Here is a 17,837-nt window from a genome sequence, read left to right on the forward strand (position 1 = left end):
GGCGCCGCACGAAGCAAAGGCGCTGGATCCCCGCCTGCGTGGGGATGGCGGTGCGGGTGGATCAGACCGCGTCGGCGCGTTTCGACCCGGCCTCCAGGCCGGATTTCAGGCTGGCCTCGACGAATTCGTCCAGGTCGCCGTCGAGCACCTTCTGCGTGTCCGAGCGTTCGATGCCGGTGCGCAGGTCCTTGATGCGGCTCTGGTCCAGCACGTAGTTGCGGATCTGGCTGCCCCAGCCGATGTCGGACTTGGTCGCCTCGACCGCATCGCGTTCGGCGTTGCGCTTCTGGATCTCCAGCTCGTACAGCTTGGCCGCCAGCATCTTCATCGCGCGGTCGCGGTTGGCGTGCTGGCTGCGTTCGGTCTGGCAGGCCACCACAATTCCGCTGGGCACGTGCGTGATGCGCACCGCCGACTCGGTCTTGTTGACGTGCTGGCCGCCCGCGCCGGAGGAGCGGTAGACGTCGGTCTTCAGGTCCGCCGGGTTGATCTCGATGTCGATCTTGTCGTCGACCTCGGGCGAGACGAACACGGAGGTGAAGCTGGTATGGCGGCGGTTGTCCGAGTCGAACGGCGACTTGCGCACCAGGCGGTGCACGCCGGTCTCGGTCTTGAGCCAGCCGTAGGCGAAATCGCCTTCCACGCGGAACGTGGCCGACTTGATGCCCGCGACGTCGCCGCCGCTGACTTCCATCAGCTCGGCCTTCCAGCCACGCGACTCGGCCCAGCGCAGGTACATGCGCAGCAGGATTTCGGCCCAGTCCTGCGCTTCGGTACCGCCGGCGCCAGCCTGGATGTCGACGAAGGCGTTGGTCGCGTCCATCTTGCCGGAGAACATGCGCTGGAACTCGAGCTTCTCGACGTCCTTCGCATAGCGCTCGACGTCGTCCACCACGGCCAGCGCGGTGCCTTCGTCGTTCTCCATTTCGGCCAGTTCGAGCAGTTCGCCCGCACCATTGAGGCCGTCGGTGAGGTCGCGGATGCCGCTGACGACCTTGTCGAGCGAGGAGCGCTCGCGGCCCAGCGACTGGGCGCGCTCGGCGTCGTTCCAGACGTCGGGGCTTTCCAGTTCGCGGTTTACTTCTTCAAGACGTTCGACTTTGGCGTCGTAGTCAAAGATACCCCCTAAGCGAATCCAGCCGACCGGTGAGGTCGGCGATGCGCTGGCGGACGGGATTGAGTTCGATCATGTCCGGTGCGATGCGATCAAAGGAACCGGCGATTCTAGCAAACCCCCGCCCCTGCGCAGCGCGCAATGCAGTCAGACAGGAGCGCAGCAACCCGGACACGCCCGGCACGCCCGGGCTGAGCCCCTCCCGGGTGCCGCGTGGCTCACCCGGGTCACATCGATCGCGCTACGGATTACCGGCCAACCGAGAACCGCGGCGGTCCCGGGCGCCAGCCGGCGTCGGCATAGCTGCGGACCGGACCGTAGCCGCTGCTGCCGCCGTACCCGGTGCCGAAGCCGCTACCGAAGCCTCCGCGGAAATCGCGATTGCGCCGTTTGTGCATGCGGTCCTGCAGTTCCTCGCGGCGACTGTCCAGCCAGTCTGCTCGCCCAACGGCGGCCGGATCGAGCTTGCGACGCTCGGCTTCGCGTTGGCGGTACTCGACGAAATCGTTATAGGCCTCGATCTCATGCTGCAGCTCGCGCGCGCACAGCTCGATCATGATCGCGTCGTCGACGAAGCCCAGTACCGGGACGTTGTCGGGAATCACGTCCGCCCCGTGCGCGAAGTACGACAGTGCCGAACGGACGTTGGACCTGTCCTCGTCCCCCAGCGCCCAGCCTTCGTCGCGCATCATCGCCACCAGCGTGCCCACCAGTTCCAGCCGCTCCTTCACGAATGCCGGCGGGTTGCTCTGTTGCGCTTTGGACAGCAGGTCGGTGGCCGCATCGACGACCTGCGCGTCGCTGAGGCCGGCCGAGGCCTGCTTGGCAGACTCGACCACGCCGGCGAAGTGCTGCAGATCCTGGTCGGACAGGTCGAGATTGATGGTCAGCGGCATGACGCGGCTCCTGGAGGCCGGGGGAGATCTGTTCAGCCTAGGTGCGCGAATGTTGCGGCCGCGTCAAAGCCGCCGTCAGGCGAAGCCGGCCCGCTCGCGCAGCGCCTCGCGATGGCGGCGGCTGCATGGCAGGACGGTGCCATCGGCCAGGTGCACCCGTGCATCGCCGGTGTCCATGGGCTCGATCGAGGCCACCTGTTCCAGGTTGACCATGTAGCTGCGGTGGATGCGCGCGAAGCGCCCGGGGTCCAGCCGTTCCTCGATCGCCGCCATGGTGATCCGCAACGGGTAATCGTGCCCGCGCACGCGCAGGTTCACGTAATTGCCGGACGCCTGCAGCCATTCCACGTCGCCGGCCGCCACCAGGAACTCGCGCCCCAGCTTGCGCACCAGGAAGCGTTCCGGGCGCTCCACGGGTTCGACCGGCGGGCCTTCGTCGGGCTCGCCCAGCAGGCTGGCTTCGCCCTGCAGGCGGCGCCGGATGAAGCGGTACCCCTCGATCAGCACCACCATGCCGGCGTAGCTGCGCACATCCTTGAGGTATTCGTAGGCGAGCTGGCGCGGCCAGTTCCCGAAGTCGTAGTCCATGCCATGCGCGGCATAGACCGCTTCGCGTATCGCGACCATGCCGACCACGTGCACCAGGCAGAACACCACGCTGGCCAGCACGTGCCAGGGCAACGTCCGCCGCCAGGTGTCCCAGTGCAGCGGTGCCCGCCGGGTGAACCAGACCACCGCCGGCACCAGGGCCAGCATCAGCACCGCGCTGGACCACTCCCACGTCACCGGTTCCCAGCTGGCGAAACCGAGCCCGTTGTTCCGGACATCGATCAGCACGGTGATGCTGTTGGCCGCGGCGTTGATCAGGGCGGTCACGACCCAGAAGCCGACTTCGAACACCCGGCGCCAGGCGTTGGACCGGAACGGCGTGGAGGCAGCGGGCATGGGCGCATTCATTCGCCGGATTCTAGGCGGCGCCCGTCACGATTGGTCCCCCAGTGCCCGCAACTCGTCCCGGCGCCCCTCCAACTGGTCACTTCGCGCTGGAACCCTCGTTAGGCAAGGCGGACGGTGCAGGCATTCCGGACCGAACGGGTGATGCCATGGAACGCCGCTACTTCCTCGACTGGGTGCGCATCGGCGCATTCGCGCTGCTGGTGCTGTACCACGTGGGCATGTACTACGTGACCTGGGGCTGGCACGTCAAAAGCCCCTTCGCCAGCCACACGCTGGAGCCCTTCATGATGCTGACCTCGCCCTGGCGGCTGTCCCTGCTGTTCTTCATCTCGGGCGTGGCAACCGCTTTCCTGCTGGGCAAGGGCGAGGACGGCTTCCTGCGCAAGCGCTCCTGGCGGCTGCTGGTGCCTTTGATCTTCGGCATGCTGGTGATCGTCACGCCGCAGTCCTACTACGAGGTGGTCGAGCGGCTCCCCGGCGGCTACCACGACGGCTACCTCGCCTTCTGGTCCCGCTACCTGCAGGCCGATCCGCATTTCTGTCGCGACGGCGAGTGCCTGCGCGTGCCGACCTGGAACCACCTGTGGTTCGTGGCTTATCTGTGGGTGTACACGGTCGTGATCGCCCTGGCCCACTGGCTGATGCCTCGACGCCTTGCGTCGGCGGGCACGCGCGTGGCCGCGGCGCTGTCGCGCGGGCCGGGCCTGCTGCTGTGGCCGGCGCTGTTCCTGATCGTGGCGCGTGTCACGCTCATCGACCGCTTCGAATCCACCCATGCGCTGGTGGACGACTGGTACAACCATGCCCAGTACCTGCCGCAGTTCCTGCTGGGCTTCCTCGTTGCGAAGTCGCAGCCCGTGTGGAACCGCTTCGCTGCGCTGCGCTGGCCGACCGCCGTGCTGTCCGTGGCGTGCTATGCCTTCATCGTCTGGTACTTCGGCCTGTACTCGGATGACGCCGCTCCGCCGCCGGACCTGCTGCGTCTGTTCCAGCGTGGCGTGTGGGGGCTGTTCCAGTGGACTGCGATCGTGGCCATCGTCGGCTTCGCCGCGCAGTGGTCGCCGGGCGACAGCCGCGCGCGTCGCTACCTGACCGAAGCGGTGTTCCCGGTCTACATCCTCCACCAGACCGTCATTGTGGTGCTCGCACACAACCTGCAGCCGCTCGGCCTGCGGCCGATGGCGGAAGGGCCGATGCTGGTGCTGGCCACGCTGGCGCTGTGTTTCGCGGGATTCGAGCTGGTGCGCCGCGTCGGCGTGCTGCGACCGTTGTTCGGGCTGGGACGACGCGAGCCGCGCGCGTTGCCGCACGTCGCTCCCGGGACGGCCTGAGACTTCGTAAAGCCCGTACCGTTGCGGTGCACCGGGCACCGCAACGGCAAAGGGCGGGTTACTTCACTTCGAACTCGCCCACCAGAACGCTGTCGGAGCGCCCCTCCAATCGCAGGGTGATGCGCTGGTCTTTCTGACGTGGCGTTCCGAAACCCGTGCTCAGCCACAGCGACAAGGTGGTGGCGCCGGTAACGACCTGCTGCCGATCGCCGAAATAATGGGCCTGCACCTTGTACTTGCCCGGCTTGGGATCGCGCAGCACGAACTCCTCGGGACCGTAGCCACCGGTGAAGTCCTCGGAGAGACGGCCGCCCTGGTACGTCGAACGGTTGCTGTAGTAGCACTTCTCACCGTTCGGATCGGTCACCCACAGGTCCATGTCGCTGTTGTCGCTGTCCCAGCTCAGCACAGTGCGCAGGCCGACGGGCAGGTTCTTGAGCAGGCGTGGATCGATGCGGCCGGTGTCGAGGGCCGGTTTCGCGTTGGCCACGATGGCGTTCAATTCGGCCAATGCGATCTGCGCGACACCACCGAAGCGGCCGTCCCACTGGCGACGCACCACCTCGTACAAGGCATCGATCGCCTGCTGCTGACGGCGATCGGCCGCATAGGCCAGGCCGAGGTCGCGGAAGCTCTGCGGTTCCTCTTCGGAGATCAGCAGCACGCGCTCCAGCACCGGCACGGCCAGCGACGGCTGGTCGGCCTGCATCAGGCGATAGCCCAGCACGCGCAGCAGATGGCGGTTTTCCAGGTCCAGCTCGGCCAGGTTGGAAAGCACGCGCAGCGCGAGTTCGGGCTGCTTCTTCTGGAACAGGATGTCGGCCACGTCGAGGTAGAACGCGGGGCTGTCCGCGTACGAGTCGCGCTCGTCCAGATACTGGGCGTAGACCTGTTCCGGCGCGGCCTGACGCAGGCGGCGCGCGTAGGGAGAATCGGGCTCCCAGGGTTGCAACGCGATGGTGTTGGTCTGCGCTTCGGCACCGACGCGCGCCTCCTCGGCCGCGGCGGCAGCGGCTTCCATTCGCGCGCCCGTGACCTCGATGCGGTCCAGCGTGGCTTCATCCGCAGAAGCCCGCTGCGCCGCCTGCTCCTCGCTGCGGACGCGTTCCGCGTCAGCCATCATCGCCGCGGGTGCAGGGATGGGCGCTGCACCGCCCGTGGCCGGCCCCCTGTCCTGCTCCGGTTTCGGGGGATTGTTCTTCGGCCACTTCCGCGACCACCACTCGATCCGCTGCGTGTATTGCTCCGCAATCTCGTCCAGGTGCGTTTGCTGCGATACGCCTTCCTGCGCGCGTCGTTGCGCCTTGAGCGCATCGAACTGCGCGCGGTATTCCGCGGGCGGCACGATGTCGTGCTCCACATAGTCTTCGATGGCTTCCAGCACGATCAGCGATGTCTCCGGCGTGACGATGCCGAAGCGCTGGCCAATCCGCCCGATCGCGGTACGGTTTGCGGCGCGGTCGGACTGCAGGGCGCGGATCGAATACTCCGCCCACAGATGCGCGGCGAGCGTTCCCTCCTCGCCCCGGCTCGCCACCGGCACGTCGATGCGCCGCGTGCGTCCGTTGTCGAACACCTGCAGCCCGATCGTCGCGGACGGCTCGGAGAGTCGGCCGGCGATGCGCAGCAGCCCGTCCTGCGGATAGCGCGAGGCCGACACCAGGTCCGTCGCGCCAAGGCCTTCCATCGCCACCAGGTGCGGGGCGTCCTGCAGCAGGTCGGCCGCGGCGCGCGCGGCGTCGGCCGCGCCCTTCCATGCGATGACGCGGCCCTCATGCGCCTCCACCAGCGCGGACAGCCGTGCGTCGTCCGATGCCGCGCCGACCGAGTTGAGTGCGTAGAGACGCTGGCCCGGCTTGAGCTCCGGGAAATGGCGTTGCCCGTAGTTGAACAGCCCGTCGCTCACCAGCAGGTACTCGCCGACGTCGGCCTGCGGCGTCCAGCCGCCGGGATCGGTGGCACCGTCGTACACGGTGGCCTGCAGCGAACGACGCAGGTCAGCCCACTGACCACCGTGAACCACGAAACGCTCGACCGGCTCGGCACGGTCGCGCAGGCGAATCAGGCGGACCTCCACGTCGGCCGCGGCCTGGAAGTAGCGCTCCAGCACGGCCAGTTCTCCGGCGTGGTCGCGTTTGCGACCCGATGCCGAGCTGTCCCACAACAAGCCGATCACCTTCGGCAATGCACGCGGGGCGGGAGTGCCCTGCAACGGCACCTCGGCGAAGAAGTAGTGCTCGCCTTCGAAGGCCTGCGTGTAGCTGCGCGCTTCGGTGGCGACCGCGAACTGCAGGGCGAGTTCGCTGTCCGCACGGAACTGGTTGCGTTGCAGCTGCCCCTCGAATCCGCCGCCCTTGCGGCGCAGCACGACCGGACCGAAGGTGCCATCGATGCGTGGCTCGCCGCCGGTGACGCGCAGGTCCACCGCTGCCAGGCCCGCGGCGAACTGGAGCGGCAAACGCAGGCGCCAGCCATCGGTTCCGCGCTGCATCGGTTCGCTGAAAACCAGCTGCACACGGCGCTCCCCCTGCGCCGGAACCGGATAGACGCGCAGGCGGAACTGATTGCCGGCGGTCTGTTCCAGCAGGGCCGGATCGACGCGCTTGCGCTCGATCGCTTCGAAGGTCTCGCGGCCCTTGTCCTTCGGCACCGGCACCGCCGGGCGCATGACCCCGTCGATGTCCAGCGCGAAGCCGGTGATCTGCTGGCCCGGCAGCAAGGGGAACTGCAGCTCGCCTTCGAGGCGCCGGTCGTTGGGGTTGTGGAACACCAGGTCCACACTGGTCCGCGCCATGCCACCGTCGACGTGGACGGCGATCCGTGCGGAGCGAAGGCCGATGGGCTTCTCCGCGGTGGCGCCCATGGTGGACATCAACGGTGGCGCGACGCGCACGGGCGCGCGGGTCTGCGCCCCCGCCGCGAATGCCGCAAGCGCCAGCATGGCGCACATCCCCAATCTCATTGAGCGCATCATTCCCCTCCCCCCGAAGACAAGTTCCTCCCTTTAACGGCCGAAGCCCGCCAAAGGGTTAGATCGATTGCACCATGGCAACACCCCGTGCCCGTGCGCCACATTGGCCACGCCCGCGCGGCTGGCGGTCAGCCTTCCGGATGCGCTTCGCGATGCACCACCACGAGCTGCACCGCGTCCCCGCCGCGGTAGTCGTCGGGCTCCAACCGGTAGGCGATGCGAACGCGCTGCGGTGGCGCCAGGCCGGTCCAGCCGCCGAACTCGATCGCATTGAGGCGCAGCCCGGCGACGCCCAGTTCCAGCTTGAGGTGGCGTTCCCCGACCACGCGCCAGCCCAGCACGTCGAACTCGCCATCGAACTGCGGCTCGGCGAAGCCCTGCCCCCACGGACCGCCGTCGCGCAGCGCCTCGGCGCTGGCACGGCAGAACTCCGGCGCGTCCAGCTCGCCGTCGCTGAGCACGTCGGCCTGCAACAGTTCCGGCGTGAGCGCATCCGTCGCCACCTGCCGGAACGCTTCGGCGAACGCTGCGAAGTCGTCCGCCCGCAGCGAAAGTCCCGCCGCCATCGCGTGCCCGCCGAAGCGCTCGATCAACTGCGGATGGCGCGCATGCACGTCGGCCAGCGCATCGCGGATGTGGAAACCGGGAATGGAGCGCGCGGACCCGCGCAGCGCGTCGCTGCCCGGCTCGGCCGGCGCGAAGGCGATGACCGGGCGGTGCAGCCGCTCCTTCATCTTCGACGCCACCAGGCCGACCACGCCGGGATGCCATTCGGCATCGAACAGGCACACGGCCACCGGCGCGTCGCCACCGGTGACGGCGACGCGCGCCAGTGCGCGCTCGGCGTCATCGGTCATCTGTTGCTGCACGGCGCGGCGCTCGCTGTTGATCTCGTTGAGCGTGGCGGCGATGTCGCGCGCACGGGCGAGGTCGTCGGTGAGCAGGCATTCGATGCCCAGCGCCATGTCTTCCAGTCGTCCCGCCGCGTTCAGACGCGGGCCGATGGCGTAGCCGATGTCGGTCGCGGTCAGACGTCCGGCATCGCGCTGCGCCACTTCGATCAGCGCACGCAGGCCCGCACAGCCGTGTCCGGCACGCAGGCGTCGCAGGCCCGCGCCGACGAGCGCGCGGTTGTTGGCATCCAGCGGCACGAGGTCGGCCACGGTACCCACCGCAACCAGGTCCAGCAGCACCGAAAGATCCGGGTCGCGCTCGCCGAACGTGCCCTGCGCGCGAAGGCGGCGGCGCAATGCCAGCAGCACGTAGAACATCACGCCCACGCCGGCCAGCACCTTGCTCGGGAATGCATCGCCGCGCAGGTTGGGGTCGACGATGGCATCGGCCGGCGGCAGGTGTTCGCCGGGCAGATGGTGATCGGTCACCAGCACCTGCCAGCCGCGCGCCTTCGCCGCGGCGATGCCGGCGTGGCAGGCGATACCGTGGTCGACGGTGACCAGCAGGTCCGGCTGCAATGCGGCCAGTTCCTCCACCAGCGCCGGCGACAGGCCGTAGCCGTGCACGATGCGGTTGGGCACCGCGTGCGACACGCGGCGCGCACCAAGCATTTGCAGCCCGCGCACGCCGACCGCGCAGGCCGTGGCGCCGTCGCAATCGAAGTCGCCGACGACGACGATGTGGCGGTTGTTCGCGATGGCGTCGGCCAGCAGTGCGGTGGCCGAATCAAGACCGCCCAGGCTGTCGGGCGCCAGCAGGTGCGACAGCCGCGGCTGCGCGAGTTCGAGCGACGTCGCGCCGCGCGCGGCGTAGAGCCGGCGCAGCAGCGGCGGGATATGGTCGGGCCACTGGCCCGGATCGACGCAGTCGCGGCGTCGCAGGCGCGCCACCGGCTTCATCCGTTCGAGGCGGCGCGGACGAAGGAGACCAGCGGCCGTCGCCAGAAACGCCAACGCTGCGACCGGTTCACATCGAAACGCGCACCATCGGCGAAATCCAGGCGCAGCGACTTCACTTCACCGCGTGCCATTGCCGACAGCAGCGGCGCGAACCAGTCGCGCTCGAGCACGGCGAGATCGCGCGCGCCGCGCAGGTCGAACAGACGATCGCCCTGCCCCGCTTCGCCGCGCCACGCGCTGGGCAACGCCTGCACCGATGCGCCGGCAAGCGCACCCAGTGCGGTCAGCACTTCGTCGTCGCTGGCCAGGGACGCGTAGCGCGATTGCACGTGGTCGGGCAGCGTGCCGGCACCCCAGAACCACAGCGAGTTCACCGGTGCCAGGCCCGCGGCAGCGCGCTGGGCATTGAGCGGATGGTTGTGCAGCACGACCTGCGCTTCGCTCAACAAGGCGCGCCAGCGTCGCCCTTCAGGGCCCTGCGGCAGTTCGTCGAACATGTCCGCGCCGAGCGCCTGCTCCGGCGAGGTGAACGTGGGCAACTTCGCGCCCTGCGGCAGGCGCAGGTACCAACGCGACGGAGATGGCGCGTCGATCGGAAAACCGGCGTCGCCGAACAGGGGTTTCAGCGGGCGCAGCAAGGCTTCGGCATCCGACGCGCCCAGGTTCAACGCCTGCCCGTAGGACAGCAGCCGCGCACCGTTGATGTCGGGTTGGACGTAGGCGGGATCGGCGCGCAACCACAGCGCGCCCGCCGCATCGCCGACATCGCGTTGCCGCGCCGCCGCCGCGACGGGCCAGCCGCGCGGCAGCACGTCCAGTACCTGGGTCGTGGGATCACCCTGCGCCTCGCTGCGATCCGCTCGCGCCAGCGCCTTGCCGGTGGGCGCGGAAAGACGCTGCCCGCCGAAGCGTTCGCGTGGCGGCAGCAGCAGGGTGATCATCAGCCGGCGTAGCTGACGCCGACGATTTCGTACTCGCGGGTGCCGCCGGGGGCGTCGATGGTGATGGTGTCGCCCTCGTGCTTGCCGATCAGCGCACGCGCCACCGGCGAGGAGATGGCGATCAGGCCCTGCTTGATGTCGGCTTCCAGGTCGCCAACGATCTGGTAGCGCCGCTCTTCGTCGGTTTCGGTGTCGGCCAGTTCGACGGTCGCGCCGAACACGACGCGCGAACCGGCGTTGAGCGAGGACACGTCGATGACCTGCGCGTGCGACAGCTCGGCTTCGAGCTGCTTGATGCGACCTTCGATGAAGCCCTGCTGTTCGCGGGCCGCGTGGTACTCGGCGTTCTCCTTGAGGTCGCCGTGGGCGCGCGCTTCGGAGATCGCGTTGATGACCGCCGGGCGCTTGACCGACTTCAATTCTTCCAGCTCAGCGCGCAGACGCTGCGCGCCCTGAAGGGTAAGGGGTGCTCGCATTGCTTGTTTCCTGTGCGCCGGGCACGCGACCCGGCTTTCCGTTATGCGGATTCTCTATCAGATGGCGGCCCGGGTGAAGGTCAGCCATCCCACCACGGCCCCGAGCCGTCGTTCCCGCGAAGGCGGGAACCCAACGGTCCGCGCCATTCCGGCTTCCGTCGGGCGTGACGCTCTCAGGCTTGAATCCCCGCCTTCGCGGGGATGACGGCAAGGGCGCGATAGCGACGCGGGCAGCCCTTGGACGGGCCGCCCGCGCGAGGCGTCTTACGCCGCGCCCTGCACTTCCGCGTGCAGTTCCTGCAGCGACCACACCGGGCCGGTGCCGCGGAACTCCAGCGAGTTCACCAGCGCACGGGCACCCGACACGGTGGTCGAGTACGTCACGCGGTGCTGCAGGGCTTCGCGCCGGATCGAGAACGAGTCGTTGATGGCCTGGCGGCCTTCGGTCGTGTTGACGATGTAGACCAGCTCGCCGTTCTTGATCAGGTCGACCACGTGCGGACGGCCTTCGGTGACCTTGTTGATGCGCTCGCACTCCAGGCCCTGCGCGGTCAGGAAGGCGTGCGTGCCTTCGGTCGCGACGAGGGCGTAGCCGCGCTTCACCAGGTCCTGCGCAACGGGCAGCACGCGCTTCTTGTCCGGATCGCGCACCGAGACGAACACCTTGCCGCCCTGCGGCAGTGCCTTGATGCCGCCGGCCTCCTGCGCGCGCGCCATCGCGGCGCCGAAGTTGCGACCCACGCCCATCACCTCGCCGGTGGAGCGCATTTCCGGGCCGAGGATCGGGTCCACGCCCTGGAACTTGGCGAACGGGAAGATGGCTTCCTTCACCGAGTAGTAGTCCGGCACGATTTCCTTCGTCGCGCCCTGCGCGGCCAGCGTCTGGCCGACCATGCAGCGCGCGGCGATCTTCGCCAGCGCCATGCCCGTGGCCTTGGAAACAAACGGCACCGTGCGCGAGGCGCGCGGGTTCACTTCGATCAGGTAGATGGTTTCCTTGCCGTCCTCGTCAAAGGTGATCGCGAACTGGGTGTTCATCAGGCCCACGACCTTCAGCGACTTGGCCAGCGCGACGACCTGCTCGCGCAGCTTGTCCTGCACGGCCGGGCTCAGCGAGTACGGCGGCAGCGAGCACGAGGAGTCGCCCGAATGCACGCCGGCTTCCTCGATGTGCTCCATCACGCCGCCGATCAGCACGTTGCCGTCCTTGTCGGCGATGACGTCCACGTCCACTTCCACCGCGTTGTCGAGGAATCGGTCCAGCAGCACCGGCGAATCGTTGGACACCTTCACCGCATCGCGCATGTAGCGCTTGAGGTCGGCGTCGCCATGGACGATTTCCATGGCGCGGCCGCCCAGCACGTAGCTCGGGCGCACGACCAGCGGGTAGCCGATCTGCGAGGCCAGCACGACGGCTTCTTCCGGATTGCGCGCAGTGCGGTTGAGCGGCTGCGCCAGGCCCAGGTCCTGCACCAGCTTCTGGAAGCGCTCGCGGTCCTCGGCCAGGTCGATGCTGTCCGGCGAGGTGCCGATGATCGGCACGCCGTTGGCTTCCAGCGCGCGTGCCAGCTTCAGCGGCGTCTGGCCGCCGTACTGCACGATCACGCCCTTGGGCTTCTCCAGGTCGGCGATCTCCAGCACGTCTTCCAGCGTCAGCGGCTCGAAGTACAGGCGGTCGGAGGTGTCGTAATCGGTGGAGACGGTTTCCGGGTTGCAGTTGACCATGATGGTCTCGTACCCGTCCTCGCGCAGGGCGAGCGCCGCGTGCACGCAACAGTAGTCGAACTCGATGCCCTGGCCGATGCGGTTCGGGCCACCGCCGAGCACGATGATCTTGTTGCGATCGGTCGGGTTGGCCTCGCACTCGTCTTCATACGTCGAGTACATGTAGGCGGTCGTGGTGGCGAACTCCGCCGCGCACGAGTCCACGCGCTTGTACACCGGACGCACGCCGAAGGCGCGGCGCAGTGTGCGCACGGCGGTTTCATCGGTGCCGGTGAGCTGCGCCAGGCGTGCGTCGGAGAAGCCCATGCGCTTGAGTTCGCGCATGCGCGACTTGTCGAGCGCCGACAGGCCGGCCTCCGCGACGGACTTCTCGTTGGCGATGATTTCCTCGATCTGGTCGAGGAACCACGGATCGACGAACGACAGCGCGTGCACGTCTTCCACGCTCATTCCGGCGCGGAAGGCGTCGCCGATGTGGAACATGCGCTCCGGGCCCGGCTCCTTGAGCTCGCGCTTGAGCTTGGCGATGTCGTCGTCGTTCGACAGGTCCAGGCCAGTGGGATCCAGGCCGACCTTGCCGGTCTCCAGTCCGCGCAGCGCCTTCTGCAGCGATTCCTGGAAGGTGCGGCCCATGGCCATCACCTCGCCGACGGACTTCATCTGCGTGGTCAGGCGCGCGTCGGCCTGCGGGAACTTCTCGAACGCGAAGCGCGGGATCTTGGTGACGACGTAGTCGATGCTCGGCTCGAACGAGGCCGGCGTCTTGCCGCCGGTGATCTCGTTCTTCAGCTCGTCCAGCGTGTAGCCCACGGCGAGCTTGGCCGCGACCTTGGCGATCGGGAAGCCGGTGGCCTTCGACGCCAGCGCCGAGGAGCGCGACACGCGCGGGTTCATCTCGATGACGACGACGCGGCCGTCATGGGCGTTGATGCCGAACTGCACGTTCGAACCGCCGGTGTCGACGCCGATCTTGCGCAGGACCGCGATGGAGGCATCGCGCAGGCGCTGGTATTCCTTGTCGGTCAGGGTCTGCGCCGGGGCGACGGTGATCGAGTCGCCGGTGTGCACGCCCATCGCGTCGAAGTTCTCGATGGAGCACACGATGATGCAGTTGTCCTTCGTGTCGCGGACCACCTCCATCTCGAATTCCTTCCAGCCCAGCACCGATTCCTCGACGAGGATCTCGTGCACGGGCGACAGTTCCAGGCCGCGCTTGGCGATCTCCTCGAACTCTTCCTTGTTGTACGCGATGCCGCCGCCGGTGCCGCCGAGCGTGAACGACGGGCGGATGATGGTCGGGTAGCCGACCTTGGTCTGGATCTCGACGGCCTGCTCGAACGTGCGCGCGACTTCGGCCTTCGGGCATTCCAGGCCGATCTCGGACATGGCGACGCGGAACAGCTCGCGGTCCTCGGCCATGCGGATGGCATCGCGGGACGCACCGATCAGCTCGACGTTGTACTTCTCGAGCACGCCGTTGTCGGCCAGGTCGAGTGCGCAGTTGAGGGCGGTCTGGCCACCCATGGTCGGCAGCAGCGCATCGGGCTTTTCCTTGGCGATGATCTTCTCGACCGTCTGCCAGTTGATCGGCTCGATGTACACGGCGTCGGCCATGTTCGGGTCGGTCATGATCGTGGCCGGGTTGCTGTTGACCAGCACCACGCGGTAGCCCTCGTCGCGCAGGGCCTTGCAGGCCTGTGCGCCGGAGTAGTCGAACTCGCAGGCCTGGCCGATCACGATCGGGCCGGCGCCGATGATCAGGACGGTTTTGATGTCGGTGCGCTTGGGCATGGGGGTCCTCAGTAAAGTCGTTCCTGCCACGCGTCGGGCGCGAGCCAGGTGATCTGGTCGGGCGATCGGGCGTCGATCGCACCGTTCTTCACGGCAGCAAGCACCGCCTGCTGCATGGCGTTCCAGCTGTGGGCAGTCGCGCCGATGCGCGCGCCGAGCCGGTTGTTGTGCGCATCCATCGCACGGGCCGCATTGCCCTGCCCGTCGCGCTCCATCACGTTCGTCACCCAGTCCACGCAGCGCGGAGACAGCGTGTAGGCGACGATCGCGCTGGCGAGCGAGTGGCGGTACGCATCGGCCGGGCCGTTGCGACCGCCGGGCAGACCGGCGGCGAAGAACTGCGAGTACGTGGCTGCCATCACGAACGCCGGATAGGCGCCCAGCACCACCGCAAGAACGAACAACGTGCGCCAGTGGCGCTTCCTGCGGATCGGCCTGGCAGCCGCGACGCTCACTTGGCCTGCTGCATCGTCGCGACGAACCGGTCGAACAGCGGCGCCACGTCGTGCGGACCCGGACTTGCCTCCGGATGTCCCTGGAAGCTGAAGGCCGGCGCGTCGGTGAGCTCGATGCCCTGGTTGGTGCCGTCGAACAGCGAACGGTGGATCACGCGCACGTTGGCCGGCAGCGTCGACTCGTCGACGGCGAAGCCGTGGTTCTGCGAGGTGATCATCACGCGGCCGGTGTCGATGTCCTGCACCGGGTGATTCGCGCCGTGGTGGCCGTGGCCCATCTTCAGCGTCTGCGCACCGGCGGCCAGCGCCAGCAGCTGGTGGCCCAGGCAGATGCCGAAGGTCGGGATCTTCGCGGCGATGAATTCCTTGATCGCGGCGATGGCGTAGTCGCACGGCGCCGGGTCGCCCGGGCCGTTGGACAGGAACACGCCGTCGGGCTTGAGCGCGAAGACCTCCGAGGCCGGCGTCTGCGCCGGCACGACGGTCAGCTTGCAGCCGCGCTCGGCCAGCATGCGCAGGATGTTGTGCTTGACGCCGTAGTCGTAGGCGACGACGTGGAACTTCGGCTCGGCCTTCACGAACTCGTTGCGGTCCAGGTCGAGCTGGCCGTCGCGCCATTCGTAGCGCTCACGCGTGGTGACTTCCTTCGCCAGGTCCATGCCCTTGAGGCCCGGGAACTTGCGCGCGGCTTCCAGTGCCTTGTCGACGTCGATATCACCGGCCATCAGCGCGCCGTTCTGCGCGCCCTTTTCGCGCAGGATGCGCGTGAGCTTGCGCGTGTCGATGTCGGCGATGGCGACGATGCCGCGCGCCTTCAGCCATTCCGGCAGCGACACCTGGCTGCGCCAGTTGCTCGGGCGGCGCGGCACGTTGCGCACGATCAGGCCTGCGGCCCAAGCCTGTGCGGCCTCGTCGTCCTGGTCGGTGCAACCGGTGTTGCCGATGTGCGGATACGTCAGCGTCACCAGCTGGCGCGCGTACGACGGGTCCGTGAGGATTTCCTGGTAGCCGGTGATGGCCGTGTTGAATACGACTTCGCCGACCGAAAGGCCGGGCGCGCCGACGGAAACGCCCTCGAAGATGGTGCCGTCTTCGAGCGCGAGGATTGCGGGTTGGGTCACGGGGATCGCCTTGGCTGCCGGGGGGTGCTGACCCTTCCCGTCGCGCGAACACCGGCAAAACCGGGTTGCAGCAAAACGCGGACGCGGTGCGGGACCGGTCCGGCGGAAGGGGTTCAGGCGAGCCGGAATTCTAGCGGCCCGACGCCGGTAACGCCAGCGTCATCTGCGCTGGCCAGGCACATCGGGCCGTCTTGTTCAGGACAGCAGGTCGCGCAGGCGATAGCGCCCCGGAGCGCGCCCGGGCAGCCGCGAGGCCGCGTGGAGCGCGCCGCGGGCAAAGATGTCGCGATTGGTCGCGCGATGAACCAGCTCGATCCGTTCGCCCTGCGTGGCGAACTGCACCAGGTGCTCGCCGACGATGTCGCCGGCCCGCAGCGAGGCATAGCGCGGCGACGCCCCGCCGTGTTCCGCGCATGCGCCCAGCGCGAGCGCCGTTCCGGACGGTGCGTCCTTCTTGTGCACGTGGTGTGATTCGACGATGTCGCAATCCCAGCCCGGCAACGCCGCGGCGGCACGCTCCACCAGCTCGCCCAGGATCGCCACGCCGAGGCTGAAATTGGCCGCCCACAGCAGCGGAATCTTCTGTGCGGCGGCGTCCAGCGCCTCGCGCTGCTCCGGCTCCAGCCCGGTCGTGCCCGACACCAGCGCGGCGCCGCGTTGCTCGCACAGCGCAAGCACGGGATCGAAACCCTCCGGCAGGCTGAAGTCGATGGCCACGTCGAATTCCGGCGCACCCGGCAATTCCGACGCCGCGAAATGCGGCACGCCGTCCACGACGCGCTGCGCCGGCTGCGAGCGCTGCACCGCCGCGACCACGACCACGTCGTCGCGTTCGGCGGCCAGGCGCAGCAGGGCCTGGCCCATGCGACCGGAAGCGCCGTGGATGAGGATGCGGACGGGTGCGGGATCGGAAGTCATGCGCGACAGGCTAGCGACGCCGATGCAGCGCCACAAGCCGCTTCGCGCAGACGCCATGAAAAAGGCCGGCGTTTGCGCCGGCCTTCTCTCATCCATCGATCCCGACGTCGGCGTCAGGACGTCATGCGGTCCCAGAAACCCTTGACGCCGTCCATGAAGGTCGAGGACCGCGGCGAATGGCGACGCGCGCCCTCGCCCACGAAGGTGGCCTCGAACTTCTCCAGCAACTCGCGCTGCTCGTTGGTCAGGTTGACCGGGGTTTCCACGACGACGCGGCAGTACAGGTCGCCGGGCTTGCGGCTGCGCACGGACTTCACGCCGCGATCGCGCAGGCGGAACAGCTTGCCGGTCTGCGTTTCGATCGGAATGCGCAGCTCGACCTCGCCTTCCAGCGTGGGCACGCGGATGGTGTCGCCCAGCGCGGCCTGCGAGATGCGGATCGGCACTTCGCAGTGCAGATCGTCGCCGTCGCGCTGGAAGATATCGTGCTCGCGCACGCGCACGTCGACGTACAGGTCTCCCGGCGGCGAACCGGCGGGGCCGGCTTCGCCCTCGCCCGCCAGGCGGATGCGGTCGCCGTTGTCCACGCCCGCGGGGATCTTCACCTGCAACGTCTTGGTGCGTTCGACGCGCCCCTGGCCGTTGCAGTCCGCGCAGGGGTTGGGAATGGTCTTGCCGCGACCGCCGCAGTGCGGGCAGGCCTGCTGCATCGAGAAGATGCCGCGCTGGAAACGCACCTGGCCACGGCCGTGGCAGGTGGCGCAGTCCTCCAGCTTTCCGTCCGCCGAACCGCTGCCGTCGCACGTGGTGCACTCGTCGAGCGTGGGGATCTCGATGGTCTTGTCGACGCCGCCGACCGCTTCCTCCAGCGACAGCTCCATCACGTAGCCGATGTCGGCGCCGCGACGCGGCCCGCGTGCGGCACCGCCACCGAAGATGTTGCCGAAGATGTCGCCGAAGATGTCGCCCATGTCGGCGTAACCCTGGCCACCGCCACCGCCGCCCATGCCGTGTTCGAACGCGGCATGGCCGTGCTGGTCGTAGGCGCGCCGGCGGTTGCCGTCGGACAGCACCTCGTACGCTTCCTTGCATTCCTTGAACGAGGCTTCCGCAGCCGCGTCGCCGGGGTTGCGGTCCGGATGGAACTTCATCGCACAGCGGCGATAGGCCTTCTTCAGGTCATCGTCGCTGGCGTCGCGGGCCACGCCCAGCACTTCGTAATAGTCGCGTTTGCTCATGGAGCCGGGATTCGTGATTCGGTTTTCGTGGTTCGCGATGGGTCAGGCCG

At 68.3% G+C, this 17,837-nt stretch carries 13 protein-coding genes; 1 reads left to right on the forward strand and 12 read right to left on the reverse strand.

All coding sequences use genetic code 11. The features are described 5' to 3' along the window. Positions 1-61 precede the first annotated feature (61 nt). From prfB to QLQ15_RS14200, 3 genes are all read right to left on the reverse strand, one after another. Positions 62-1,190, reverse strand: a protein-coding gene (gene prfB / locus QLQ15_RS14190; RefSeq protein ID WP_283213415.1) for a peptide chain release factor 2 whose coding sequence is annotated in 2 segments (ribosomal slippage) — positions 62-1,114 and positions 1,116-1,190 — 1,128 coding nt in all. Because the reading frame shifts where the segments join, the coding sequence is not laid out codon by codon here. Positions 1,191-1,362: 172 nt separating this feature from the next. Next, positions 1,363-2,010, reverse strand: coding sequence for a YkvA family protein (locus QLQ15_RS14195; RefSeq protein WP_283213416.1), 648 nt, complete (start codon positions 2,008-2,010; stop codon positions 1,363-1,365). 75 nt (positions 2,011-2,085) lie between these two features. Further along, positions 2,086-2,955: a LytTR family DNA-binding domain-containing protein gene (locus QLQ15_RS14200; protein WP_283213417.1), complete on the reverse strand. Its 870-nt coding sequence runs from the start codon at positions 2,953-2,955 to the stop codon at positions 2,086-2,088. A gap of 158 nt (positions 2,956-3,113) precedes the next feature. Between QLQ15_RS14200 and QLQ15_RS14205 the strand changes: the two genes are divergently transcribed. Next, the gene (locus QLQ15_RS14205; protein WP_283213418.1) at positions 3,114-4,298 is read left to right on the forward strand and encodes an acyltransferase family protein; all 1,185 of its coding nucleotides are present in this window, start codon (positions 3,114-3,116) and stop codon (positions 4,296-4,298) included. Between the two features lie 58 nt (positions 4,299-4,356). Here the strand turns inward: QLQ15_RS14205 and QLQ15_RS14210 are convergent, their stop codons facing one another. The 9 genes from QLQ15_RS14210 to dnaJ all read right to left on the reverse strand — a co-directional run bounded on the left by QLQ15_RS14210 (position 4,357) and on the right by dnaJ (position 17,787). Next, complete coding sequence (locus QLQ15_RS14210) at positions 4,357-7,248, reverse strand: DUF2135 domain-containing protein (RefSeq protein WP_283213419.1); 2,892 nt, start codon at positions 7,246-7,248, stop codon at positions 4,357-4,359. Between the two features lie 149 nt (positions 7,249-7,397). Further along, positions 7,398-9,122: a single-stranded-DNA-specific exonuclease RecJ gene (recJ, locus tag QLQ15_RS14215; RefSeq protein ID WP_283213420.1), complete on the reverse strand. Its 1,725-nt coding sequence runs from the start codon at positions 9,120-9,122 to the stop codon at positions 7,398-7,400. Beyond that, entirely contained in the window at positions 9,119-10,063 is a 945-nt protein-coding gene (locus QLQ15_RS14220) for a phosphoglycerate mutase (protein WP_283213421.1), read from the reverse strand. The genes recJ and QLQ15_RS14220 overlap by 4 nt, the downstream gene beginning before the upstream one ends. Then, the gene (gene greA, locus QLQ15_RS14225) at positions 10,063-10,539 is read right to left on the reverse strand and encodes a transcription elongation factor GreA (RefSeq protein WP_283213422.1); all 477 of its coding nucleotides are present in this window, start codon (positions 10,537-10,539) and stop codon (positions 10,063-10,065) included. The genes QLQ15_RS14220 and greA overlap by 1 nt, the downstream gene beginning before the upstream one ends. A 264-nt stretch (positions 10,540-10,803) precedes the next feature. Beyond that, the gene (gene carB, locus QLQ15_RS14230) at positions 10,804-14,055 is read right to left on the reverse strand and encodes a carbamoyl-phosphate synthase large subunit (protein ID WP_283213423.1); all 3,252 of its coding nucleotides are present in this window, start codon (positions 14,053-14,055) and stop codon (positions 10,804-10,806) included. Between the two features lie 8 nt (positions 14,056-14,063). After that, positions 14,064-14,486, reverse strand: coding sequence for a DUF6973 domain-containing protein (locus QLQ15_RS14235; protein ID WP_283214027.1), 423 nt, complete (start codon positions 14,484-14,486; stop codon positions 14,064-14,066). 20 nt (positions 14,487-14,506) lie between these two features. Continuing rightward, positions 14,507-15,631 carry a glutamine-hydrolyzing carbamoyl-phosphate synthase small subunit gene (gene carA, locus QLQ15_RS14240; protein ID WP_283213424.1) on the reverse strand — a complete coding sequence of 375 codons (1,125 nt, stop codon included), beginning with the start codon at positions 15,629-15,631 and terminating at the stop codon, positions 14,507-14,509. 195 nt (positions 15,632-15,826) lie between these two features. Then, positions 15,827-16,549, reverse strand: coding sequence for a 4-hydroxy-tetrahydrodipicolinate reductase (gene dapB / locus QLQ15_RS14245; protein ID WP_283213425.1), 723 nt, complete (start codon positions 16,547-16,549; stop codon positions 15,827-15,829). 113 nt (positions 16,550-16,662) lie between these two features. Beyond that, on the reverse strand, positions 16,663-17,787 hold the full coding sequence (dnaJ, locus tag QLQ15_RS14250; protein WP_283213426.1) for a molecular chaperone DnaJ: 1,125 nt from the start codon (positions 17,785-17,787) through the stop codon (positions 16,663-16,665). Positions 17,788-17,837: the final 50 nt, after the last annotated feature.

Origin of the sequence: Lysobacter stagni (genome assembly GCF_030053425.1) — a bacterium.
Taxonomy (GTDB): Bacteria; Pseudomonadota; Gammaproteobacteria; order Xanthomonadales; family Xanthomonadaceae; genus Lysobacter_J; species Lysobacter_J stagni.